General features: G+C 59.3%; 24 protein-coding genes and 1 tRNA gene. 11 read left to right on the forward strand and 14 right to left on the reverse strand.

The features are described 5' to 3' along the window. Positions 1–107: 107 nt before the first annotated feature. From H3T89_RS02755 to H3T89_RS02765, 3 genes are all read right to left on the reverse strand, one after another. Positions 108–647, reverse strand: a complete 540-nt coding sequence (locus H3T89_RS02755; RefSeq protein ID WP_198216197.1) for a low molecular weight protein-tyrosine-phosphatase — start codon at positions 645–647, stop codon at positions 108–110. Then, a complete protein-coding gene (locus H3T89_RS02760) occupies positions 647–1,315 on the reverse strand; it encodes a dihydrofolate reductase (RefSeq protein WP_015022275.1) in 669 nt (222 codons plus the stop codon). Before H3T89_RS02760 ends, H3T89_RS02755 begins: the two co-directional genes overlap by 1 nt. A gap of 89 nt (positions 1,316–1,404) precedes the next feature. Next, on the reverse strand, positions 1,405–2,280 hold the full coding sequence (locus H3T89_RS02765) for a thymidylate synthase (protein ID WP_015022276.1): 876 nt from the start codon (positions 2,278–2,280) through the stop codon (positions 1,405–1,407). Between the two features lie 143 nt (positions 2,281–2,423). On the opposite strand from H3T89_RS02765, the gene H3T89_RS02770 reads away from it, so the two are divergent. Next, positions 2,424–2,837 carry an OsmC family protein gene (locus tag H3T89_RS02770; protein ID WP_110417558.1) on the forward strand — a complete coding sequence of 138 codons (414 nt, stop codon included), beginning with the start codon at positions 2,424–2,426 and terminating at the stop codon, positions 2,835–2,837. Positions 2,838–2,927: 90 nt separating this feature from the next. Here H3T89_RS02770 and H3T89_RS02775 read toward each other — a convergent pair whose 3' ends face one another. The 4 genes from H3T89_RS02775 to manA form a co-directional block, all read right to left on the reverse strand. After that, on the reverse strand, positions 2,928–3,974 hold the full coding sequence (locus H3T89_RS02775) for a universal stress protein (protein ID WP_015022278.1): 1,047 nt from the start codon (positions 3,972–3,974) through the stop codon (positions 2,928–2,930). Between the two features lie 174 nt (positions 3,975–4,148). Beyond that, positions 4,149–4,877 carry a C40 family peptidase gene (locus tag H3T89_RS02780; protein ID WP_198216198.1) on the reverse strand — a complete coding sequence of 243 codons (729 nt, stop codon included), beginning with the start codon at positions 4,875–4,877 and terminating at the stop codon, positions 4,149–4,151. Positions 4,878–4,959: 82 nt separating this feature from the next. Further along, the gene (locus H3T89_RS02785; protein ID WP_015022280.1) at positions 4,960–5,874 is read right to left on the reverse strand and encodes a CHAP domain-containing protein; all 915 of its coding nucleotides are present in this window, start codon (positions 5,872–5,874) and stop codon (positions 4,960–4,962) included. A gap of 293 nt (positions 5,875–6,167) precedes the next feature. Continuing rightward, positions 6,168–7,553, reverse strand: coding sequence for a mannose-6-phosphate isomerase, class I (gene manA / locus H3T89_RS02790; RefSeq protein ID WP_198216199.1), 1,386 nt, complete (start codon positions 7,551–7,553; stop codon positions 6,168–6,170). Between the two features lie 139 nt (positions 7,554–7,692). Between manA and H3T89_RS02795 the strand changes: the two genes are divergently transcribed. Further along, positions 7,693–7,980: a hypothetical protein gene (locus H3T89_RS02795; protein WP_015022282.1), complete on the forward strand. Its 288-nt coding sequence runs from the start codon at positions 7,693–7,695 to the stop codon at positions 7,978–7,980. Here H3T89_RS02795 and H3T89_RS02800 read toward each other — a convergent pair. After that, the gene (locus H3T89_RS02800; RefSeq protein ID WP_232348429.1) at positions 7,913–9,163 is read right to left on the reverse strand and encodes a sensor histidine kinase; all 1,251 of its coding nucleotides are present in this window, start codon (positions 9,161–9,163) and stop codon (positions 7,913–7,915) included. The two genes, H3T89_RS02795 and H3T89_RS02800, sit on opposite strands and share 68 nt — an antisense overlap. Positions 9,164–9,363: 200 nt before the next feature. Between H3T89_RS02800 and phoU the strand changes: the two genes are divergently transcribed. Next, on the forward strand, positions 9,364–10,041 hold the full coding sequence (gene phoU / locus H3T89_RS02805; protein WP_198216200.1) for a phosphate signaling complex protein PhoU: 678 nt from the start codon (positions 9,364–9,366) through the stop codon (positions 10,039–10,041). A gap of 190 nt (positions 10,042–10,231) precedes the next feature. Here phoU and H3T89_RS02810 read toward each other — a convergent pair whose 3' ends face one another. From H3T89_RS02810 to lysS, 4 genes are all read right to left on the reverse strand, one after another. Further along, positions 10,232–10,972, reverse strand: coding sequence for a phosphoglyceromutase (locus tag H3T89_RS02810; RefSeq protein WP_015022285.1), 741 nt, complete (start codon positions 10,970–10,972; stop codon positions 10,232–10,234). A 63-nt stretch (positions 10,973–11,035) separates the two neighbouring features. Beyond that, positions 11,036–11,983, reverse strand: coding sequence for a 1,4-dihydroxy-2-naphthoate octaprenyltransferase (gene menA / locus H3T89_RS02815; RefSeq protein WP_110417563.1), 948 nt, complete (start codon positions 11,981–11,983; stop codon positions 11,036–11,038). A gap of 66 nt (positions 11,984–12,049) precedes the next feature. Further along, a complete protein-coding gene (gene menA, locus H3T89_RS02820; protein WP_198216201.1) occupies positions 12,050–13,030 on the reverse strand; it encodes a 1,4-dihydroxy-2-naphthoate octaprenyltransferase in 981 nt (326 codons plus the stop codon). A 34-nt stretch (positions 13,031–13,064) separates the two neighbouring features. Continuing rightward, positions 13,065–14,693, reverse strand: a complete 1,629-nt coding sequence (lysS, locus tag H3T89_RS02825) for a lysine--tRNA ligase (RefSeq protein ID WP_198216202.1) — start codon at positions 14,691–14,693, stop codon at positions 13,065–13,067. Between the two features lie 128 nt (positions 14,694–14,821). Here lysS and H3T89_RS02830 point away from each other — a divergent pair. Further along, a tRNA-Pro gene (locus tag H3T89_RS02830) sits at positions 14,822–14,895 on the forward strand. 38 nt (positions 14,896–14,933) lie between these two features. Here the strand turns inward: H3T89_RS02830 and H3T89_RS02835 are convergent. Together H3T89_RS02835 and H3T89_RS02840 are read right to left on the reverse strand one after the other, a co-directional pair. Next, positions 14,934–15,164: a tyrosine-type recombinase/integrase gene (locus H3T89_RS02835; protein ID WP_198216203.1), complete on the reverse strand. Its 231-nt coding sequence runs from the start codon at positions 15,162–15,164 to the stop codon at positions 14,934–14,936. Then, the gene (locus H3T89_RS02840) at positions 15,151–15,330 is read right to left on the reverse strand and encodes a hypothetical protein (RefSeq protein ID WP_015022289.1); all 180 of its coding nucleotides are present in this window, start codon (positions 15,328–15,330) and stop codon (positions 15,151–15,153) included. Before H3T89_RS02840 ends, H3T89_RS02835 begins: the two co-directional genes overlap by 14 nt. A gap of 1,462 nt (positions 15,331–16,792) precedes the next feature. Between H3T89_RS02840 and H3T89_RS02845 the strand changes: the two genes are divergently transcribed. The 7 genes from H3T89_RS02845 (at position 16,793) to H3T89_RS02875 (ending at position 24,152) form a co-directional block, all read left to right on the forward strand. Continuing rightward, the gene (locus H3T89_RS02845; RefSeq protein ID WP_198216204.1) at positions 16,793–17,053 is read left to right on the forward strand and encodes a hypothetical protein; all 261 of its coding nucleotides are present in this window, start codon (positions 16,793–16,795) and stop codon (positions 17,051–17,053) included. A 132-nt stretch (positions 17,054–17,185) separates the two neighbouring features. Then, positions 17,186–17,734 (forward strand): hypothetical protein, encoded by a 549-nt coding sequence (locus tag H3T89_RS02850; protein ID WP_198216205.1) that lies wholly within the window; start codon positions 17,186–17,188, stop codon positions 17,732–17,734. A gap of 204 nt (positions 17,735–17,938) precedes the next feature. Next, positions 17,939–19,141, forward strand: a complete 1,203-nt coding sequence (locus H3T89_RS02855) for an AAA family ATPase (RefSeq protein WP_198216206.1) — start codon at positions 17,939–17,941, stop codon at positions 19,139–19,141. After that, on the forward strand, positions 19,134–19,715 hold the full coding sequence (locus H3T89_RS02860) for a hypothetical protein (RefSeq protein WP_198216207.1): 582 nt from the start codon (positions 19,134–19,136) through the stop codon (positions 19,713–19,715). Before H3T89_RS02855 ends, H3T89_RS02860 begins: the two co-directional genes overlap by 8 nt. A gap of 187 nt (positions 19,716–19,902) precedes the next feature. Beyond that, positions 19,903–21,882: a DUF4037 domain-containing protein gene (locus H3T89_RS02865; RefSeq protein WP_232348445.1), complete on the forward strand. Its 1,980-nt coding sequence runs from the start codon at positions 19,903–19,905 to the stop codon at positions 21,880–21,882. 12 nt (positions 21,883–21,894) lie between these two features. Continuing rightward, positions 21,895–22,551: a DUF4125 family protein gene (locus tag H3T89_RS02870; RefSeq protein WP_015022296.1), complete on the forward strand. Its 657-nt coding sequence runs from the start codon at positions 21,895–21,897 to the stop codon at positions 22,549–22,551. A 44-nt stretch (positions 22,552–22,595) separates the two neighbouring features. Next, positions 22,596–24,152, forward strand: coding sequence for an alpha/beta hydrolase family protein (locus H3T89_RS02875; RefSeq protein WP_198216209.1), 1,557 nt, complete (start codon positions 22,596–22,598; stop codon positions 24,150–24,152). The last annotated feature ends 206 nt before the right edge of the window (positions 24,153–24,358 follow it).

The raw sequence follows: 24,358 nt of genomic DNA on the forward strand, positions 1-24,358 counted from the left end.
AGTCAGATACCCCAACACCACACTCTGACCAACACACAACCAAACCCACACACAGAACCTAAAACAACGCGTTTAGTTCCTATAGACCTATTTCATGCATCTATCGTTCAGGACAACTGTCTGGCCACCCAGTCGACGATGTAAGGCGCTGTGTGCTCGATCTGATCGATGGCCACTTCGAACTCACGAGGGCCGCCATACCAGGGGTCCACCAGATCGATTCGGCTCTCCCGGCCCGGCGCCGGTGTGGGCAGATTCGGGTCAAAGCTGCGGTACAGGTGCACGGCGGAACGCTTGCCTGAGGGCAGCAGACGGAGCAGTGCGCGCATATGGTCGGTAGTCATGGGCAGGAGCAGGTCCGCGTCTTCTGCCTCCTCCCGGGTGATCCGGTGGGCGAAGTGATCGGCCGCAACCTCATAGCCACGCTCGCGCAGAACCCTCTGAGCACGCCGATCTATAGGGTTGCCAAACTCCTCATCGCTGACCCCGCTGGATTCCACCCTGACCTGGTCCTCATCCAGTCCGCGATCCTGAAAGAACTTGCGCAGGATGATCTCAGCCATGGGCGATCGGCAGATGTTGCCGGTGCAGACGGTCATGACGTTATAGGGGCCTTGTGAAGCCTTTCCTTCGGAATTCTGGCCCATCAATGCACCTTCCCATAGGTGATGTACCGGAACCGTGGGATGGCAGCCGCCTGGTCCGGTTTGGCAGGGGTCATCCATTGACTCTTGTCGCGCACCTGCCAGAATCGCTTGCTGACCAACTCCTCCATATCGGGCACAAAGACATCAGCTGGAGTCTGCAAATCAAGGTCGGTCACATAGGCCGCGTCAGACAGTGGAAAGAAGGTGCTGAAGACCCCTGCGCCGCCGATGATCCAGATTTCACTGCGATCCATCCCATCGTCGGGAATGGCTTCCTGCCGGGCCAGCTCCAGGGCATCGTCGGCAGCAGATACCACGGTGGCGCCCGGTGCCCGGAACCCTGGGTCACTGGACAGAATGATGTTATCCCTCTTGGGCAGTGGCCGCTCCCCCATGGAGACCCAGGTCCGCCGCCCCATGATGACAGGATGGGATACGGTCAGCTCCTTGAAGTGCCGCATGTCCTCGCTCAGATGCCAGGGCAGCGCATTGTGATAACCGATGGCGCCACGTCGACCGTCAGTGGCCTGCGCCTGCGCCCAGATCATATTGACCGATGAGCGGCGGCCTATCTCTTCTTCCTGATGCCGCCATTCCTCATCACCTAGAAGCCCGGCCTGACCGGGCTCGGGTTCGTGATAGCCGCTTCGACTATTGTCATGCTCCATCTGTTGCGTTCACTCCTCATAGTGAGTAGATATACGAGTACATTCTAATCTTCGGATTCGACGGTGCCCGTATTCGGCTCAGCGCACCATCAGACCGCCACTGGTGCCTTGATGGCGGGATGACATTGATAGTCCACCACCTCGAAGTCTTCGTACTGATAGGAAAAGATGGAGTCGGCCTTGTGGATGCGCATGGTCGGATAGGGATAGGGCTTGCGCGACAACTGCTCCAGAACCTGCTCCACATGGTTGTCGTAGATATGGCAGTCGCCTCCGGTCCAGACGAACTCCCCCGGCTCAAGACCTGCCTGCTGGGCCATCATCAGGGTCAGCAGGGCGTAAGAGGCGATGTTGAAGGGCACCCCCAGGAACATGTCGCAGGAGCGCTGATAGAGCTGGCAGCTCAGCCTGCCGTCGGCCACATAGAACTGGAAGAGCGCATGGCAGGGAGGCAGAGCCATGCTGTCAACCTGGGCTGGGTTCCAAGCAGTGACGATCATTCGACGGGAGTCCGGGTGGGTGCGTATCAGATCCAGCACCTTGGCGATCTGGTCGATGGTGTGATTGGGGTCCTCCGGCGTCGGGGCTGGCCAGCTGCGCCACTGGACCCCATAGACCGGTCCCAGATTCCCGGTTTCCGGGTCGGCCCACTCGTCCCAGATATGCACACGGTTCTCCTGCAGCCAACGCACGTTCTGCGACCCCTTCAGGAACCAGAGCAGCTCGTAGGCGATGCCTCGGAAGTAGACCTTCTTGGTCGTGATCAGGGGGAAGGAATGCGATAAGTCGAAGCGCATCTGCCGCCCGAACAGCGATATGGTCCCAGTGCCCGTCCTGTCGGACTTCAGAGTGCCTTCGCGCAGGATGGTGCGCACCAGATCCTCATAAGGGGTGGGAATGTCCGAGTCGGGACGCTCAGGGATACGTGTACGGATGCGCTGCAGTTCTTCCGATGTCAAGGCCATGCGGCCATACTATCAAGTCCTCGGTCAGCTGAGCGCGCCCCGGTGACGAATCGCACAGTCCGGGTTAGATTGGAGGAGCAGGTCCGGCCACAGGGTCGGATCCGGATGACGCACCCGTCCGGGTGCTGAACAAGGAGGAACAGATGGGCAAGAGACTTTGGGTTGAACGCGACAAGGACGGAACCTGGAACGCCTATGGCGACAACGGCGCCCACATCACCTTCGGCAAGGGCGAGGATCAGTTCAACCCCGGCGACCTGATGAAGATTGCTCTGGCCGCCTGCGGAGCCCTTTCCAGCCAATTCGCCGTGGAGAGCGCCCTAGGTAAGGGCAAGGGAGCGAAAATCGTGGTGGACGGCACCTATGACGCCGACGATGACGCCTACCTGAGCTTCGATGAGCAGGTGGACGTCGATGCCACTTCTGCCAGGCTGGCCCAGGAGGATGCAGACAAGTTGGAGGAGCGGATCCGCCGCCATATCGCCAAATCCTGCACCGTGGCACACACCTATCAGCGGGAGACCCCGGTCAGGATCTCCGTCAAGGTTCGCCACTGATCCGGCAACAGTAGAGGAGCGGGGACCTCCAGGTCATGGAACTTCGGGGTCCCCGCTCCTTGTCATTGCTTTTTCCGGATTGTCCTGCCCCTACTCCTCGTGTTCGGGGTCTATGGTCGACTCCAGGTCAGCCAGCTGTTCAGGCTTGGCCGAATCCACAGAGACCTGCTCCACGCCGGTAATATCAGCCACATTGGTAGTTTCGGCAGCATCCGCCGCGGCCTTGAGCCCGGACTCCTCTGCCTCCACGTACTTACGCGGCACCACGTAGACGGGGCTGACGGCATGCTGCAGGAGCCCCTGGCTGGTCGATCCCAGCAGGAGCCCGGTGAAGCCGCCTCGACCACGTGAGCCGACCACAACCACGTCATGGGTCTTGCTGGCCTGGGTCAGAGCCTCCACAGCCGAGCCAGGCACCACGGTCTTGTTGATGCGCAGATTCGGGTAGGTCTTCATGAGCGGTTCGATTCGGGTATTGAGGTCATCCAGGTAGGAGTCCATGACGCTGCGCTCCTCGGCCGAACCCGTACCAGTCAGCCCGGAGATATTGGGCACTGCCGACATGACATCAAGTTCGGCATTCCAGCTGTCGGCGAATGCTGCGGCGATCTGCAGGGCCTTAAGGCCCCACTTGGACTCGTCGGAACCCACAGCAACCCGCTTGATGTCGTTGCTCAGGTGCATCAGGTTGCCGTCGTCGTCGGTGTAAGGAACCACCACGATAGGGCAGTAGGCGTAGGCGGGCAGGCTGGAGCTGGTGGTGCCCAGCAGACGCTCGGCCAGGCCGCCCTTGCCCCGGTTCCCAATGACAATCAGTCGGTAGTTACGGCTCAGCTCCACGAAGACCGATGAGGGATCCCCCGTCACGATCAGCGTGGCTGCACTAACCCCCTGCTCATCGGCGATTGCCTTGGCCTTGGAGAGAATCTCCTGGGCGTCGTTGTGAGCCGCTACATCGTCTCCCATGGTGGTGTAGGTCGCGTCGAAAGAAACGGCCGCATATGAGGGAAGGGAATATGCGCAGACGATTTGCAGGGTCAGCCCTGCATGCTTAGCGTAGTTGGCGGCCCACCATGCCGCCTTGTAGCTGGCGTCCGAGCCATCGACGCCTACCAGAACAGCCTTGTCGTTGCTCATCCGACGACCTCCTTATAAAACTTGGCGATGACAAACCGACATCGCTCTTTCTGTCAGAATATCGCATGCAGACCTGATCAATAAGTTGGCAAGGGCCAACACGCGAGGAACTTCGACTCTGAATATGCAAAACGCCCCACAAGGGGGCGCTGAGACTTCATTCGTAACTTTCTCTCAGACCAGACGACGATACTCGAAAGCCCGATAAAGCTTCTCAACCGTTACGGTCCGACCGACATCCGGGGCATGAATCATGCGGCCACCACCGACATAAATGCCTACATGGCTGCCCTCAGGAGTCACAATCAGGTCGCCAGGAGCAGGATCCGTGACCGGCACACCCACTGAACGTTGCGCATCGGCTGTGCGGGGCAGGCCAATACCGAAGTGAGCGAAAACATACTGGGTGAATCCGGAGCAGTCAAAGCCCGTGGCCGGACTGGTCCCACCAAACACATAAGGAATCCCCTGGAACTGAAGGGCGTAGTTGACCACATCTGCACCCCTGCCAGTGGCCGGCACATCAGTGATTGCACTGACGGTACTGCTACGGGCAGCCGAACGACTGACCTGCTGCGAGGACTGGTTCCGACTGGCTGCAGCCTGTGCCTGTTCCTGAGCCTGCTGGGCCTTGGCTTCAGCATCCTTCTCGGCCTGAGACTTGGTGGCAGGAACGTTCAAAGACTCAATGCCACCCCAGCTGCTGTCCTTTTCGACGGTGGTAGCCGTCGACTCGGTCAACAGGTCTGCACGCACCTTGCTGCCGGGGGTGAATGAACGCGACGAAGTAACTACGGCTTCACTGCCGTCACTGGCCTGGGCCACGGCGGGTATACCGATGGAAAGCATGCCACAGATCGTGGCTGCTGCCATCATGCTCACATACTTGCGTGTTTTTTTCATCGGGCACGATTCTATCACGTATTACAAACAAGAACCATCTAAAAGAACCAACTAGAAAGACTGCAATCCGCGCAGCCAAGAATCAGTAATGGATGTAGCTCAAAGCGTGCACATTGGACAAGGTACGAGAGTAGGTCTTTCCGTTCATGCTGGCACTGCACTCGGAGGTGACGATGGACCCGTCAGGGTTGATCTTCTCGACGATGGCCACATGGCCGTAGGTGGAATCCGAGCCCTCCTGACCGGCTTGGAAGACCACGATGTCGCCGACATTGCGCGGCGTGTTGTCCACCCAATAGCCCAGGGAGCGGGCAGAGCCGGACCAATCCTTGGCATTGCCCAGATGCGAGCCCACCGGCAGACCCAGCTGGTGACGCCGGACATAGGCCCACCAGGTGCACTGGCTGAACTCGTAGGCGTTGCCCGCATCTCCAGTGGCATGATCGGGATTGAACCCTGACGGCAGAACCGATCGGTTGGCATCCATCAGCACTGCCACATTCGGATTGTTGGCCAGAGATTTGGACATCTGTCCGGCATCGAGTTCGGATTCGCCCAGCTCCCAACTGCCTTCATTGCGTTGTGAAGCCGTTGCCAGGGGCTGGCGGTAATCAGAACGAGAGACCCTTGCACCACTATCATTTGCGCTGGAGGAACCGGCAGAGGATGAGGGGGTGACCAAATTAATTGCGACACTGTCGGCCAATGGCAGGGACCAGTCGCCCCGAGCCTGAGTGACAGCCATGGAGGAAGCGGCGGCACCGACCAGGACGGTCAGGGCTGAACCTGTCATGAAATGAGAGCGACGGGCTGATGCCTTGGCGGCCAGACGAATGGAACGACGGGTTCGGGGGGCCACCTCGTTGAGCTTGGCCGCCAGGGCATCATCAAGGTCATCAATGCCCACTGCCTGGGTTACGCCTGACGCGCGGCCGGTCGACCAACTGCCGACACCTGCGCCTCGCCTGGCCGAAGCCCTGTGCGCAGCATGCTTCATCTAGAATCACTCCCGTTTATGTTCCGACGCGACTTTCGTGTCGTATCACGAACCATCACAAGGCAACACCATACCGCAAGCGAGAACCCAGACCAAATGACCTGAATTGTCCATACGGGTGTACTCAAGCATGGCTTCGGTGGTCGCTCATCTTCGACAACCACGGAATACGCTAGGATTATACGGACATGAGGCGGACATAGGCAAACCCGTATGCGTTCCGTTCGCCACGGCGTGTCCCACGGTTTTGAACCCTGCCCGGTCCACCCTGAGCGAACCGGGCCCATACGGGGTCAGACCGGGGTCGAGGCCAGGAGGAAAGACCCGCCGGCACCGTCGGAATCCTCCGGCATGGTGATGTCGACACGACCATCCTCGGAGGGAATGAAGAGGGCCCTCCCCTGGTCCAGTACACAGGACTGGTCGGCGGCTGCGCAACGGATCCGACCGTCAGTGCAGACGATGATACGTGGTCCACGGCGCGGAATCATCAGGTGGCGGGGCCCCAGACGCTCTATCAGATCCCCGTAGCGCTGCTGAAGCCTGTTGAGCAGGGGCCAAGTGGCTCCACCCTCCTCCACATGCCCGTATACCAGCATGTACTCATTGATCTTGGGCCGGTAGGTCACCATGTTGTGCATGATCAGGGTGGCGATCATGGAGCTGGAGGGGTCAATGGGGGCCGAAGGCTGGCAGTCCAGGCTGTGCAGGAGGTTGGGAATATCCCGATGTTTGGGGGTCATGCCGGCCCTGAGCACATTGTCTGAGTTGGTCATGATCTCCGCCGCAGTGCCGTGGATGTAAGCGTGAGGGGTCCCGGCGGGGATATAGACCGAATCGCCCTCCTCCAGATCCACAGGGTTGAGCATGAGCAGACAAAGAACGGCCGGGTCATCCGGAAAGGCCCGTGCGGCACATAGGGCATGGTCAAGCACGGCTCCCGCCCGCCTGGACCGTAACCGTCCGGTAGCAGCCTCCAAGGCTTCCTCCAGACCTCGGGCCGCCCCCGGCTCGGCAGTCACGGCAGCATGGAAGGCCCGGAAGATACGTCGGCGGGAGTCCGGCCAGATCAAGGAGGAGACCGGCATCATGGCATCGGCAGAAGCGAAGCGCACCGGTGGGACCCCCAGGTGGAAGGTACGAGCGGTCAGCGCCTGGGTCATCAGCTCGGCCAGAGGATGATCCACGGCGCGCAGGAGGGTCAGCTGTGTTGAGATGGTTGCGAAGCCTACACAGGCCTGGAAGGGCTCCAGGGCCACCACCATCTCGTTCTTGGCCAGACTGTCGTGAAAGGATCGGCTGGGATCGTCGTCGGGCACTCCCAGGGCATTCTCACGGTTGAAGCCGGCACGAGCCTCGAAATCAAGGGGATGCACCTGCAGAGACAGAGGGATGCGGGCCGAGATGATCTTGAACAGGTAGGGCAGGGTGGGACCGAAGAGGCGGGAGTCGCGCTCCCCCAACATGGCCATGGGATTGCGGCGAATGGCCTCGGTCAGCGGCATGAGCGAGCCGTCGGGCAGCGTCAGCGGTGAAGGGGATTCGGTGTGCCCGCTGAACCACATCTCCGCCAAGGTATCCCCTTGGCGCTCGTCTGGCTCGTGTAGATGGAACATGCGCTGCAGTCGGTCATGTGAGCCCCAGGCGTAGTGCTTCTCCACAGCTTGGATCGGATACACACACTCCCCTTTCCACGGGAAATCCCTCCATGGGCCGGTGCATACGAACCCACCAATCCCCGTCATAATAAGACAAGGGCCGAAGCATGGGCAAGGCGTGGGGGTCGCCGCATGTCATTGCAAACGGTACAGTGGGGGTATGAAGCTGGCTCCCATTTTCGACCCGGCCGCCCGCAGACCATCTCCTCGGCCCGTGCAGGTGGATCTGCGACGAATCTTCCTGCTAGGCACTGGGGCATGGATTCTGGCCCTTGCCGTGGTGGGCATCCTGGCCCTGACCGGAATGACGGTCACCAAGCCCCTTATTGTCTGCCTGTCCGGGGTTGGCGTGGGCATCCTGCTAATGATATGGGAGCATTTCAATCGTTGGGATTATCGCCGTCTTGCCCAACAACCGGATCCTGAGCCAGAGGAAGCATCAGCGTAAAGGTGCTCCCCTCCCCCGGCGCACTCCAGACCGTGACCGAGCCATGGTGGGTCAGGGCTACATGCTTGACGATGGCCAGCCCCAGACCGATGCCTACGGCAGTCTCTTCATTCTGATTGTCGGCGCGGTAGAAGCGCTCGAAGATCCTGTCCTGGTCAACCTTGGATATGCCTCGGCCGTGGTCGACCACCCTGATTTTTGCGTAGTGCCCGTCATTGGAGGACTGTGCCACCAGGGAGACAGTGGATCCGGAATATGAGTATGAGATAGCGTTCTCCACCAGCTTGGCCAGAGCCACTTCGATCTGTTGCCCGTCGCCGTGAATCGTCAGTGGCTGGTCGCATCGCCATCGCAGGGCCACATGGGCCCGATCAGCTCTACCCTGCTCATCCTGCACCACTGCCCGTATCTGCTCAGCCACGTCAAGCACGTTCTCCCTGCTAGGCTTGATCCGCTCCTGAGCCCGGATCAGCAGAAGAAGATCCTTGAGCACATGCCCCAGATAGGCACTGTAACGCTGAACCGAAGAGGCATCCTTGGAGACGCTGCGCAGGTGGTTGCGAAGCAGTTCTGGGTCATCCCCCTCCAGGAGTGAGGTGGTTTTCAGCTGCGCCGCCAGCTCCTCCAGGGCCTGAACCGGCTTGAGCATCTGCTCGGATACATTGGTCATGAAAGCGTCCCTGGTCCGAACGAACCTGACCGAATCGCTCACATCATCGATAAGCACGACGACCAGGGACTCGTCGATACGCCCAAGAGTGATCTTGAGCCAGTTCCGTCTGGATACCGCCTGGGCCTGAACATGGGTAGCGTCCCCAGGATCTTTGGTCTCGTCAATATCCCAATCATCGGATTCCGTGCTCTCGGCTGCGGTATCCAGAGCGAATTCGGTGGGCGTTCGCGTAATCAGATTAAAGCTGCGCCGACCGCCCGAATGCCGTACCTGCGCGATGGCTTCCATGATCTTCGGATCCACAATCTCGTCGTTGCTGACGATTCCCAGCCTGTAGGCATCCGGGCTGGAACGAACAACTTCGTCATCGCCATCGACCACAACCGTGGCGGCGGGGATAACCGCCAGCAAGGCCTGGGTCGAGCCCTCCAAAGCCTCGCCGTCGGCCTGTTCACCATCCTTGCTCCGGTTGCCTACAAGGCTGCGTAGGCAATCCATGAACCGTCTCATAAAGACTTCCCTCCAGTCCGGCGCCGATCCCGGACGCTGCGACATCAGCCGAGTCTCATCGGCAGTTCCGGCTTCATTCTCGCATATCCGACAGTGATTGCCGCCCCAAGAGCCGACATTCTTCGATGCTGGCTTTTTCTTGCCACCTTGGTCACATAGACTGGAGTCATATCGTTGACCGAGGCCGAAAGGGAAGAACAATGCGCGTGATTTTCAACGAGGAGCTGGGGCTGGTGGCCGACGATCTCGATCGGATGGCCGCCAAGGTTCGCGATGCCATCAAAAAAGCCGGACGATCCCTGATGGACTGCGATGTGGAGACGGCCCAGGAGGTCATCGACGGGGATGCCGACATAGACAACCTCCAGGCCAGCATCATCGATCAATGCATCAGACTCCTGGCAAAACAGAGCCCCGTGGCCACTGATCTACGAGTGGTGGTCTCCACACTGAGCCTGTCGGCCACCTTCGAACGCATGGGAGACCTGGCCAGGCACATCGCCGAGACGGCAAGGCGCTCCTACCCCGAGCCGACCCTGCCCTCCGAGGTCATCCCACTATTCAAACAGATGCAGAACTTCCTGGATGTCATGGCCGACCGCCTGGTCGAGATGCTCTCCGACAGAGACACGACCATAGCCGAGCAAATCATCTTCAGCGACGACCAGATGGACAAGCTCCATCAGCAGACATTCGGCTACGCCCTATCAGACGACTGGAAAGGAACCAGACAGCAGCTGATCGACCTGGTCCTGGTGGCACGGTTCATGGAGCGTCTGGGAGACCATGGCGTCTCGGCGGCCCGGCGCGTGGTCTACATCGTCTCGGGCTTCGACCCCTCCAAGGATCCAAAGGATCTCGACCTCGATCTGGACTGAGCAAACAGAAAAGAGTCGGCCTGCCACCTGACAGTCTGTCGGGCGGCGGGCCGTTTTTCACTTCCCAACCGCCAGGAATAAATACGAAAGGCGGTGCCTTCCACATAGGGAAAAGACACCGCCCAATCAGCTTGGATAATCTACATCCAAAGTCCGATTCACATCATCATATAGGTCTATCCGAAGAATCTCACTTCTGGCCCTGGGCCGCCACAGCAGCAGCACCGGCTGCGGCTGCCTCCGGATCCAGGTACTCGCCGCGAGGCTTGACGGGCTTGAAGTTCTCGTCAAGCTCATAGACCAGGGGAATGGCCGTGGGGATGTTGACCTTGGCGATCTCATCCTCAGTCAGGTTGTCGAGCATCTTGACGATGGCCCTCAGAGAGTTGCCATGGGCGGCAATCAGGACGGTCTTGCCGGTCTTGAGCTCCGGGACAATATCGCTCTCCCAGTAGGGGGTCACGCGCTTGACCACGTTGGCCAGTGCCTCGGCACGGGGCACGGGGGCTCCTGCATATCGAGGATCATGGGACTGCGAGTATTCGTCGTCAGGGTCGATCTCGGGCGGCGGAGTGGCATAGGAACGACGCCAGAGCATGAACTTCTCGTCGCCGTACTTCTCGCGGATCTCGGTCTTGTTCTTGCCTTGCAGGGCTCCGTAGTGACGCTCGTTCAGCCTCCAGTCGCGCTTGACGGGGATCCAGAGACGGTCGGCCTCGTCCAAGGCGATGTTGGCGGTGTTGATGGCGCGGCGCAGCAGGGATGTGAAGACGATGTCGGGCAGAACACCCTTATCCTTGAGCAGCTTGCCGCCCTTGCGGGCCTCCTGCTCGCCCTGCTCGGTCAGCGGGACGTCCACCCAGCCGGTGAACTGATTGGTGTTGTTCCATGCGCTCTGGCCGTGCCTGAGCAATACTAGTTTGTAGGTCATAGTGAAAATTCTAAGACCTAAGAGGGACTGTTTGGCGGACCTACCTCGCCTTGAAGCAGTCCCTTAAAGCAGACAGACACCCAGCCAGCAGAACCCTGTCAGCAAATCAGTATAACCCGACAGCGCAAAGGCCCTGCTGAAGCGGTTTCGACAACTGGCCACTGTGGTCGCAACGGCCATCGCCAGAATAGGCAGCAGGCAGAGCAGACGAGGCCAGGCGACTGCAAGGGAACCATTTGAAAGGGACCACGACTCGACGACGCCCAGAATCACGGCCAGGGCATAGCAGGACCCCATCAGAATCAAGGTGCCTCTGGCTCCGATAAAGGAAGACAGCGTGTACTTGCCGGCCAACGGGTCCGCATCAATGTCGCGATAGTTGTTGATCTCCAGAACGGGAATGCAGATAAGACCGCCAACCAGGGCGCCGATGAACCCGTGACGGTCGACACCGCCGGTCTCCAGGTACTGGGTGGCCAGCACGCCCACCAGGCCAAAGAAGATCATGATGCTCAGCTCGCCCATGGCCCTATAACCGTAAGGGTGTTTGCCTCCCGTGTAGAACCAGGCTCCCAGCAGGCAGAAGACACCGACCAGGATCATCCACCAGTGGCCAGTCACCCCGCACAGGATCAGACCGGACAGGCAGGCCATAAGGATGTTGAGATAGGCGGACAGCAGGACCTTCCGAGGCTCCACCCCACCGGCCACCCCTCGTCTGGGCAAATCAGGCACCGCCCCATCAGCGCCAGCGCCTGAAAGGCTGCTCCGGCCCTCGTCGGTACCCCTTATTCCGTCAAAGTAATCATTGGCCAGATTGCAGGTACTGTGGATGAATACAGCCGTCAGACAGCATAAGAGAGCAATCAGCCAGAAGCGCGCATCCGGCCCCGACCCTTGGCTGAGCAGCTGCCGGAGGGCCACCGCCGTGCCGATCAGAACCGGCGTGGGCGAGCAGAGCAAGGCCGAGGGTCGCAGTGCGTCCTTGTATTCCCGAAGTGTGATGAACATGATTGCCTGATTATCCACCAAATCGCTTGAAGGCCGGTCTGCTCTCTTATGAGAGTATCAAGATTTTCACAGCTGCAGGAGCAGACCAGCCGACCAGCACAGGGCAGAGACCAGGGTGCCCTTGCCTGCCATGCCAAAGGCCTTGGGCACCTGGCCACGGGCAAAGGTTCGACAGATCAGCAGGAAGACAGCGGCCACTGGCAGCAGGATCAGCACAAGAGGGAAGCCCGGCAGGCCATGTCGCATGACAGCCGGAACGAACTGAATCAGACTCAGAACCAGGCTCAGGATGTAGACCAGGTAGATGGAGATGGCTGCTGCCCGCGCCCCAACCAGAACCGCATATGTGTGTTTGCCGGCAAGGCGGTCGTCGTCCAGGTCCCGATAATTGTTGAGCATGAGCAGGCCCACGGCGTTGAGCCCGCAGACGCAGGCACCCAGGACACCGGCGGTATCGACCCTGTTAATGAGAAAGTACTCGGTGCCCAGGGTGGCCACCAGACCGAAGAAGATGAAGACGCTGACCTCGCCCAGCCCGTGGTAGCCGTATGGATGCGGGCCGCCCACGTAACACCAGCCGGCGACCAGGCAGCAGATTCCGACCAGGATCATCCACCAGTGACCGGTCAAAGCCATGACAGCCAGACCCATCAGGCAGGTGAAGGCCGCCGAGATCATGGTGGCGTACAGCACCTTCCTGGGCGGCACACCGGCGGCGACCAGACGTCTGGGCCTGCCGGAGGTGGCTTCCTCGCCGCCTCGGCCTGAGTCAGTTCCGCGAACACCATCGGCATAGTCATTGGCGAAGTTGGCTGCGATCTGCATAGACAGGGCGAGCAAGACCAGCAAGACCACGATCAGGGCCAGCCGTCCCGGCGTGGTCGCCTTCAGGGCAGGGTCGACAGGCGTGGGCGAGCAGGAGCTGGTGCACTGTTCCAACAGCCGTGACCGCTTCAAGAGTGCAGCTGAAGCGCCCACGCAGACAGGCGCCACCGAGGCAGGCAGCGTCCGGGGACGCATGCCATCCATCCAAAGCCTGATATTCATGACCGTCCCTCCCTTGTTATCATCTCAGACCATCTCAGATCAGTGGCTTAACCAGGGGGAAAGTGATGGTCTCACGGATGGACGCACCGGTAAGGGCGATCAGCAGACGATCGATGCCCATGCCCATGCCGCCAGCAGGAGGCATTCCTACGCCCAGGGCCTCCAGGAAGTCCTCGTCAATGTCCATGGCCTCGACATCGCCACGGCTGGCCATCTTGGCCTGCTCGACGAACCGCTGCCGTTGGACCACCGGGTCGTTGAGCTCGGAGTAGCCCGTGGCCAACTCGAACCCGCGAACGTAGAGGTCCCACTTCTCGACCACGCCCGGCTTGGTGCGGTGGGCCTTGACAAGGGGCGAGGTCTCGACCGGGAAATCACGCACGAAGGTCGGCTCATACAGCTTGTCCTGCCAGAAGTGCTCCCAGAGGTGTTCGACCAGCTTGCCGTGGTTTTCGGCAGGCTCCTCCTCCAGGCCCAGCCTGTCAGCGATGGTCCGCAGATGGTCCGCACTGGTCTGCGGGGTGATCTCCTCGCCCAGGGACTCGGAAAGGGACTCATACATGCTGATCTGACGCCAATCACCACCGAAGTCGTACTGGCTGCCATCCTGCAGGGTCACCTTCAGCGATCCAGCCGTGGCCATGGCCGCCTTCTGGATCAGCTCCTTGGTCAGCTCCCCGATGGTGTCGTAGGTGCCATAGGCCTGATAGGCCTCCAGCATGGTGAACTCCGGGGCATGGGTGGCATCCACGCCCTCATTGCGGAAGTCGCGGTTGATCTCGAAGACACGCTCAATGCCGCCGACCAGGCAACGCTTGAGGAAGAGCTCAGGCGCAATGCGCAGGTAGAGGTCGATGTCAAAGGCATTCATATGCGTGGTGAATGGCCGTGCCGCAGCGCCGCCATGCACAGTTTGGAGCATGGGGGTCTCGACCTCCATGAAGTCGTGGTCTTCGAAGGTACGCCTCAGCGAGGAGACGGCCTTGGAACGACGACGGACCATGGCCCGCACATCCTCATCGGCAATCATTGCCAGGTAGGGCTTGCGGGTGCGCTGCTCCTCGGTCAGCTCCTTGTGAAGGGCCGGCAGCGGCTGCAGGGCCTTGGCCGCGATGTTCCACTCAGTGGCGAAGATTGAGAGCTCACCGGTCTTGGAGGCGACCACGCGGCCGCGCAGGTAGAGGTGGTCGCCCAAGTCGACCAGCTGCTTGAACCGCTTCAGAGAATCAGCGCCAATCTCACGCTTTGAGATCATGCCCTGGATGCGGGTGCCATCGCCCGCCGCCAGTTGGACGAAGCAGAGGCCGCCGCCGTTGCGCAGGAAGAGGACCCTGCCGGCGATGCCAACCACATCCTCGGTCTCCTGGCCAGGCTTAAGGCGGTCCTGATACTTACGGCGCACATCCTCGATGCGGTCGGTCACATCCAGATGGACCGGGTAAGGCTCGACGCCTTCCTTGAGCATGAGCGCCCTCTTGGCCACACGCATGCGCACCTGTTCGGGATGGCCTTCAGCGCCGTCCGTCAGGTTGCCGGGATCAATGGCGTCGTCCAACTGGGCGCCCTGATCGATCTTCTCCGTGATGGCCATATCCTGATCAAGCAGTGCCTGAGCACGCTCGACCGTCGTCAGACGAGGGGTTTCTTCCGATGAGTCATTCATAAATCGCTATTTTACGCATGAGCCGGTACTTGGCCCCAGGCACCGCTGACCAGCAAGCGATCGGGGCTTCGCGCCGCGCAGACGATGGCGTTTGGCCGACGGTACGTGTACTATATAGAACGTTGTCACGGGGTATAGCGCAGCTTGGTAGCGCGCTTCGTTCGGGACGAAGAGGCCGGGGGTTCAAATCCCCCTACCCCGACAAATTATCCTGGTCCGAATGGGCCGGGATTTCAACGTTTAGAGCACATCACGCAACCGGCGAAACCGATTTTGAGCGCACTTTGCAGCAGCAACTCGTTCATCGACCCCCCCCCCCACCGAATCCAGGTCATCGTTGAACAGATTCGCATACGCATCCAAGGTCATCGCGGCCAACGTGTGCCCCAGCCGCCGCTGGATGGCCTTCACGTTCGCCCCGCTCTTGACCATCAGGCTGGCCGCCGTGTGTCGTAGGTCATGGATGGTCATCCGTTTTCAACCCGGCCGCATCGCACGCACGGGCAAACCACTTGCCGCCGTCCTTCGGCGACACCGACTTCATGTAGCCATGAAAGCTCCCCGTGAACAGCAGCTTGTCAGGGCCGCGCCCGCCGATCAGCCGGTTCAGCCAGTCGTCGAGGATGGCGGGAAACACAAGGCTGTGCTCGCCTTTGGTGCCGTCCAGCCCGCAACCTGAGTCGTGGTGTTTGGCATGGACAAGCTCGTAGCAAAAGGCGCAGCGGTATTTCGTGCAGCATAATCATGCGGTTCTTTTCCCAGTAGAACCCGCATAAATGCGGGGCAAGTGTGCGCTCTTCAATCCTGACTTCAAGCATTGTTGCTTCGCGCAATAAATCAGCCATATCAGGATGTCTCATGCCCGCTTTCTCCCTCTGCATCTCAATCTCCTGGGGTCTACCTTTCCATCGCCGCATTGGGATCATGTAGAGCGGCTATATCGAAATCTTCCGGATGATCCGCAACCCGATCCAGCTTCGCTGCTCTGCTCTTTTGTTCTTCGTTTTGCCGGCTTAGCTACAATACTTGCTCTAGCGTTGAGGCTAGATTGAGATTGAAGAATTGGCACAGCGCTATAAACTCACGCAAAGAAGGCGACCCATGCCTGCAATTGAAAAGGTCGCTGACTCTTGGCGCACTTACGTCGATGGCACGGGCGAGCGCGTGGTCTGATATTTGAAACGGTGACTCATCTCGCTTTTCGGAAATAAGTCCCATAACCGTAATATCAGCCAACGTCCAAACGCTCGCGTAATTTGCCGTGGCAATCAGATCAGACATGTAACAATTTTTTATCAATCGCAACACAAGTTTGACATAGTGAGAGAAAAATCTTACTGGCCTGCTGCTCGGACCATAGACGTGCTTCGCAAAAAAGTACTGATCAACGAGCAATTCAAAACCGAACTGGGCATCAGCGCTGCGCATAGCCAGACCAACACTGAACGCCCGGTTTGAAGCCGACGACATGAGGCTCAGCAAGTTCATACAGCTGTCGAAAGAAGTCGGTGTCGATCCAAGCGAAGCACTCAATGGCTGCGACGGGGAGTCTCCGGCATCATCGGCGCCCGCAGGGAAGGAGAAGGGATCAAAAGGCTAGTCTTGCCCAAATCCTTTTTGACCTGCTCGCGAATCTTGACGACATGATAGGGCGGATCATCGTTGCTGGGCGGCCAGAGCCTCTGAAACAGGAGCAACCCGTGCCCTTTCTGCGTCATGCTGGTCGGCAGGGGCTTCCACCCTCGGCGGCTCCTTCCACAACGGACACTACACGCTGTCCAAGCCGTGGCCCGACGAGGTCATCCAGCCGTACCGGCAGGTCTGGGAGCATATCCTGGGCAACCACGGGTCGGGGACTTCCGTCCCCGGCAAGACCGCGTTCCCCTCGTCGTGGAGCGAGAAGCGCGTCAGGCATGAGGTCCTGGAGACCGCGGCGGCACCCGACCTTGTCAGGAGCATGAAGGACGGGAGCCGGGAGGACAGGTATAGGCTGGTCGGTGAGGAGATCATCCGCGTGTGGCTGTAGAAGAAACGGAACACCCGTGGACGGTACATGATCAACAGGCGTTCCCGACGGTGGGCAGGGAGAAGGAGATGGCATGGCGACTGATCAGCAGGCAGCACAGGCCTTCCGCCGGCTGAGGCCCTACCTCGCGCCGGTCATGGACGAGTGGGAACTCACCGCGCTTGACGGCGGTTTCGAGGCCGGGGAGCCGTATTTCGCCTTGTCCTACGCCGTGGCGTCCATCCCCTCGTATCAGGTGGACGTCCCCCGTGACGTGCTCGCGCAGGCGTTCTCCTGCCTCAACGAGGACGACCGGGAGGAGTACGCGGACATCCTGAAGGGCGTGACGACGTAACCCGGGCACACTTGTAATTGCTTTCCAGGCCATCCCTTACCGGGGTGGCCTTTTCCATGCCCTGACGGGCCATCGAGTTTTCCGCGGACCCCGCACGCCGCGTCGCTAATCGTGCGTCCGATTGGAGCAACCATGCCCATGCATTTCATCCACCGTTTCGACAGGCCCCACATGCGTCTGGCCGACTCCCCGCAGGGGGAAGCCGGTTCCGGCGGAGGCCAGCCCGGTCCGGATAACACGCGGATCCTCGCACAATCTGAGACTCAAGGCACAGCGACAGCCACCTCCAGCATCTACGCAGTACGATACGGCTCCTCGGAAGGCGACCAGGCGGTCACCGGCTTGACCAACGGGGGCGTCAACGTGCAGGATCGGGGCCAGCTGCAGGACAAGCCCGCCTACCGCATCCGCATCGAGTTCTTCGTCGGGCTGGCCGTTTTCGGTGGCAAGGCCGCCACACGCCTGAAGGGGTCATCAATGGCTAGCAGGAAGACCGCCGGCACAGCTGCCAAGAAGCGGGCTGAAGCGGAGCCGACCCTGGCCGTCACACCAAACGAGCCCGTGCAGGAGGTCACCGCCCAGGAGCTCGACAAAGAGAAGGAGCCGCCCGCGGCCCCAGACTATTCCGCGGCGGTTGCGCGCGCCGGCCGTTACGAAGCTTTTGAAGACGGATGTATGTAAGAATACTAACCTCGCTATTCTCTTTCTCTTCTTAAAAAGCAAAAGCGATTCTCGTTTTTCTCGCGTTTTATAAGTTCAAGGATCACAGCCCCGACGATTCTGAAATTTCCTGCTGCATTAATATTGAGGTTCCTCGGCACATAATAACCAATCACCAACATTCAGGTGTAGCATATAAACAAATATTCTGTTCAAAGGAGCATAATGCGGATCTTAGCCTTTGACCTCAAAGGACTTCGTTTATACGACAAGGGCGCACTACGCATGATCCTGTTCGCCGAGGATAGGATTACCGATGGCAGCTTCACCCATCGCCTTCAGGGCACCACCTCACCGCTTGGCATCGTCACAGCCATTGGCATCTCCGGCATCAATGCCTCCGGCAAAACCACTGATCTACGTCTACTTTCTCTAATCATCAACATTGCCAGGGGCGCCTCATTGGGTACTCAACGCTCCACCATCGATTCGCTGATGGACATTCTTGAGCCTACGATTACAGCACGCATTATCTTCGAAGAAGACGGCGATGCTTGGCTACTCAATGCCACACTTCGACGCGCAGGTCAGAACGAGGCCACCGCCGACTCTCCCTTGGTTTTTGAAAAGGAACGGCTGTGCCAGTATGCGGGCAGAAGCCTGAGCAAGATTCGTTTGAGAAGAACCATTGATGGCGATGAAGAATCCTGGGTGACTGTAGCGACTCGGGGAATGAACAAGTCCGGCGACGAAAAGGAGCTGGCTGAGGACGTCAAGAGATTCTTACCCCCCGATCGCTCTCTGATGAGCGGGATTTTGCGGGCCAAGGAGACCATGGTCACCATCTGTCTGCAAAATCCGCTGCAAATGTCCATTCCCGTCACTCCTCCATCCCAAGTGGTGCGCCTATTCGATCCGACCATCGAACACTTAGAAGTAAGCGATCACCAATTCCATATCAAGTTCCGCAACGAAAAGCTTGAACGTAATTGTGATCCCTCACAAGCTATGGCCATGATATCGGCGGGAACATTTCGCGGAACATCCCTGGCGCAGCATGCTATCGAAACACTTGCACAAGGAGGCTACCTACTATTCGACGAAATCGAAAACAGCATAAACAAGCAGTTGGTATTCGCCATCATCGATTTGTTCTCCTCTCCCGCCACTAACCCGCATGGGGCAGTACTCGTTTTTTCTACGCACTACCCTGAATTGCTGGATCATTTCACCAGAAAGGACAACATCTGGTTCGCTGTCAGACATGAGAACGCGGGACTCCAACTGGTCAGATACAACAAACTTGTCACACGCGGTGAACTGAAGAAGAGCGTTCAGTTCATGTCAGGTGCCTTGCAAGGAACGGCACCCTCAGCCGCTTCCATTAGCGCCCTGCGGAGCTACGTCAAGGATACGGTTCATGGATAGTCAAGCAATATATAACCAACCTACCTTGGTTATCTGCGAGGGATCTGCCGAAAGCGTCATCTTTGAACTCCTGCTGGCAGAAGGAAAACTGATCATTCCTAAAGATTCGCTTATTGAGGATCCGCAGACTGGTCGGCTTTATACCCGCTGCCGGAAGGATAGGGATATCGAGGAACGGTTCCTTTCCGTTACTTATGGTTCTTCGTGCGTGAATATCGTCCGTATTATTGACTCGCCAAATGAGCGCTTTCACTTGTCGTCTCTGTACCAGTCTAAAGCCCGTGTATTTACACTGACTACCCGTCCGGAGATCGAGATCCTGGCCATCATCAAAGAGCGGGCTTATAGGGCCTGGACGCATGTCAATAACATGAAACCCAGCGAATTCTGCAAGGAAAAACTGGGGTTGCGCAAGATCAGGCAGTATGCTTTCCTACGCCAATATTGGAACGATGCGGATGAGCTCTGCCGTGTCATTGAGCAGTACCGAAGAAACCATCACTTCCAAAACCATGAGCGATGTTTGGCCGAGATACTCGTTGATTATTCAGACAGCTGCACCGAGCAGGTGTGACCTAGGCGACATAGCCGACTAAAGTCCATCAAAGACCATCAGCCTAGACTGATAGATAGAAGCGACCAGGCGCTAGAGCTCCACGAGGAACCGGCACCTACAGATACCCTGACAGCAAGGGAGCCAAATGAGCCAGGACCAGACACCGATTTTAGGCAGCAGGCAGAAAGAACCCCAACAGTCCTACATGCAACCGGACGGCACCTTCGACACCCAAGCCTTCCTCGACGGTCTGGATGCCATCTTCAGCGCCGGCAAGGCTCGCGACGAAGCTGAACCCTACCTGCAACAGGCGCTGGTGGATGCGGAGAACGCAGGCGATGATGCCGGACTGCTGACTGTACTGAACGAGACCATAGGATTTTACCGGTCCCAGGGCCGCCACCAAGAGAACATGTGGATGATCCAGCGGGCCATCGAGCTGGCCACACGCATGCGCATCGAGGGGTCCGAGGCCTGGACGACCACACTGATCAATGCGGCCACCGGCCTGCGGGCAGCCAAGAAGTACGACCAGGCAGAAGACCTCTACCGGCAAGCGCTTGCTTCTGCAGCCAAAACCCTTGGCCCCAAGGACAGGCGGCTGGCAGCCCTGCATAACAACCTGTCCATGCTCTACAGCGAAACCGACCGACCCGACCAGGCCGTGCAGGAGCTGCGGCAGGCCATGGACATCCTGGAGAATTCCAGTACTGATCCATCCCGGGATCTGGATCTGGCCTCCACCCACACCAATCTGGCCCTCCTGCTCATGCAGCGCAACGAGAATCCGCAGGCTCTGCAAGAGGCCTGGGACCAGGCCCGCACAGCCCTGGACATCTATCGAACCGGCCACCTGGAAAACAGCGCACACTATGCCTCGGCCCTGGCTGGCTTCGCCCAGGTCTGCTACATGACCGGTCGCTTCAGGCAGTCGGCAGAAACCTACCGCAAGGCCCTGGCCATCATTGAGGACCGGTACGGCAAGGGTAGCGACTACTATCAGATCACCAAGGCCAATCTGGACCAGGCCCAGACCGCTGCTGAGAAAAACAGAGACAGGGATCAATCCGACCAGGTTGACGAAGCTGCGTCCATCCAAACGCAGACCAACTCAGATCGTCCCCCAGCCAGGAATCAGAACAATGACAGCGATCAGCATAACCCCCGCCCGGATATTCAAGGGCTGGACCTGGCCAAGGCCTATTGGGAGCAAGTGGGCCGCCCCATGCTTGAGGAGCGCTACCCCCAGTATCGCGGTCGAATCGCCGCGGGATTGATGGGCCATGGCTCGGACTGCTACGGCTTCGACGACGCCATCTCCCGGGATCACGATTTCGGCCCGGGCTTCTGCCTGTGGCTGACCAGCGAAGACTACCAGGCCATCGGCGACCAGCTGCAGAAGGACTACGAGGCCCTGCCCACCGAATTCATGGGGTTCGGCTCGCGAACCGACAGCGTCAGAGCAAAGGGGGACAACCGCCGCGTGGGCGTCTTCGAGATCGGCGCCTTCTTCGAATCCCTGACCGGCTACCGGCAGGCGCCCCCGGAAGATCACCCTCACGAGTGGCTGCTCTTGGATGAGGCTACGCTGGCTGCGGCCACCAATGGCAAGATTTTCGCGGATCCTCTGGGGCAGATGCTGGCCACACGACAGGGGTTCAAGGCCATGCCTGACGATGTGCGCTTCTGTCTGATCTCACGCCGGCTTGGCATGATCGCCCAGGCGGGCCAATACAATCTGCCGCGGAGTCTACAGCGGGGCGACGGGGCTGCGGCAATGCTGTCAATCAATGAATTCGTCAAAGCCTGCGCCTCCCTGATCTTCCTGATCAACAATCCGCTGACCGTCGGGTATCTGCCCTACTACAAGTGGACCTTCGCGGCCCTGCGGCGGCTGAGCGGACGAATGGCCACCAGACTGGCTGACCTGACCGAACAACTGGAGGACATCCTGCGCCTGGCCTCGGCTGCCTGCTATGGAGGGCAAGGCTTTGGCGAAGGCGGCAAGGGAGCCCGACCAGCCGCTGAACGCATCACCAAACTTGTAGAGTCAATCTGCGCCAGAATCGTAGAAGAGTTGCAAGCGGAGGGCTTGACCAACAGCCCTGAGACCTTCCTGGAGTGGCAGCGCCCCTACGTCGAGGCCCACATCTCCAGCGTCGATCCGGTTCTGCACAGCATCTGAAAGGAGCCAAAAATGGCAAACGACGAGCAATGTCAGGATGAGGAATCCTTGCGCGAGCGGATCGTCCGCCACGAATGGGAGCAGTTCCAGCAGGTCAACAACGAAGGCGGTCCGGCAAACTGTCAGGGCAACTGGCCCATGTTCCACCAGATGCGCCTGAGCCAGTTTCTGACCTGGCCACATCCCCTGTTGACCAGTTATGCAGATGACCTGGATCAGGCAGACAAGGTGGGACGCAACCTGCTGACCGAGAAGTACGGGCGGATGATGGAGTCCACAGCCCCGGACCAGTACCACAGCAGCATCGCCCCCTACCTGCCCAGGCTGGGCCTGGATCGCCAGGAGCAGCAGGAGCGCATCATCGACCGGCAAGTGGCCTGGGCCAAGGACTTCCGCGAGCGCTACCCCCGTCTAGGTCAGGAGATGCGGGTCCTGCGAACCAGCGAGGACACGCCGGAGGCAACCTCCTTCGAGACTTATCTGCGTGGCGAACTCGGCACCTATTCGGCCCGGACGCTGGATCTTTACCAGTCCATGGTGGACCAGATCGAGGCGCGGGGTGGCAACCTGACCGAGGAAACCATCCTGGCCACGGTGCAGCTGAACGGCTTTGAGACCCTGGACGAAGCCGAACAGGCCCAGAACCGACCACCTGAACCACAATCATGAGGTTCATCTGACCAACCAGTCACGCGGTCGGGTAGAGTTGACGGGTGCAAAAGCTGAAACGGGCGGGTTTTACCGCCGCCTCCTTTGTGGTCATCCTGCTGGTCATGCTCCTTGTGAACCAAGCCATGACGCCGGACTGGCAGGTGGAACCCTACCACGACCATCTGCAGGTCTCGACCCGCTCCACTGCCGTCGCTTCAAGCCTGGGCCCCACCACTCCTGAGGGCACCCACCCGGTCAAGGAGCGAAAAATCAGCATCACTCTGGACGGTGGAGTCCGTATTCAGGCCATCGTAAGAGAGCCCAGCGACCGCAAGGGCACCGGACCAGCCTGCCTGTTCATCCATGGCGCCGGAACAGGCAAATCCTCCGAAGTGTATGGAGACCTGGCTTCAGCCATGGCCTCGGCCGGCATCACCACCCTGGTGCCCGACAAGCGTTTGGACACCTACACCACCTTCCACCGCGACTATCAGGCCATGGCCGCCGACTATGGACAATCCCTTGATCGTCTCCGCGCCTGGCCGGGCGTGGATCCAACCAAGGTGGGCTTGTACGCCGAGTCCGAGGGCACCTGGATATCGTCCATCATGACCGCCAAGGACCCCAGCATCGCCTTCTCCATCCTGACTTCGCCTCCCGTCTACCCGGGACGACGGCAGATGGCCATGGCGGCCACCAGCTATTTGGACCTGATTGGTGCACCCAAGGGAATCCGGAACGTGATACCCCGGCTCATGGGCATGGACCTTTCCCTGCTGGGCCTGGAGTACGCCGACTTCCCCTCCCTGCCCTATCTGGACCAATTGCGGATGCCGGTCATGATCAACTTCGGCACCATGGATGTCTCCATGCCGGTCGAGCAGGGTGCGCGCGAGATCATCAGCAGAACACACGCGAACGGCAACGACAACGTGACCCTGCGCTACTATCCCACCAACCATCAGATCCGCACCGGCAGCAGGCTGGCCAAGGCCGGGTTGCCCCTGGAACCCAGATACACCCATAATCTGGAAGACTGGATCAACGCCGTGGCACTGGGCACCAAAGCCGATCAATGGTCGACTCCTATGATTGCCGGCAGCCAGCCCCATCAGCTCAATCAGGTGCCCAAGCACACGAATACAGGGTTGATACCTTCGCTGACCGCCCTGCTTACTTTGATGGCCAGTGGCCCCATTCTTCTGGCTGCCGCCCTTATATCTGCCCTGATTGGAGCCTTGAGCTCACATCTGCGGGCTCGAGGCAAAAACCACCGACAGTCGGGTTTCAGCAAAGGCCTGACCGGACGGCTCTGGTCGCTGGGCCTGCTAGCCGCAGGACTTATGACTGCCCTGCTGGCCTATGCCTTTACTGTGGTCCGCCGGGCGTTTGGCCTTATGCATCTGTCCTCGATGATGGCATCATGCTGGTCCCTGTTGTCCGTCCTGTGTCTGGTACTCATCCTGCTCCTGGCGAGCACCCTGACCTGTATCTTCAGCCAATCCGACGGCAAGCCGGCTGTTGCCGGTGCTGGCCACTGGCTGACCCTGACCCTGACCCTGCTGGGGTCCCTGGCCATCCTTGGCAGCCTGATCTTCTGGAATATCCTGGTCTTTTAAGACAGATCGGGTGCGCCTTGCCGATGCCAGCCAGGCTAACACAGACGCGCCAATCAGCACCAGGCCCAGGCCGGCAAAAATCAATGGAATAATCCGCTGCCAGGGTATGACTATGGTCAGATCCGTACCGTAACGCAGAAAGACCAATCCAAGAGCCAACATGGTCAGAGCCAAAAGTCCAACCAGGGCGCCAAAAATGATGGTAG

The organism is Bifidobacterium sp. W8114, assembly GCF_016101165.1.
GTDB classification, from domain to species: Bacteria; Actinomycetota; Actinomycetes; order Actinomycetales; family Bifidobacteriaceae; genus Bombiscardovia; species Bombiscardovia asteroides.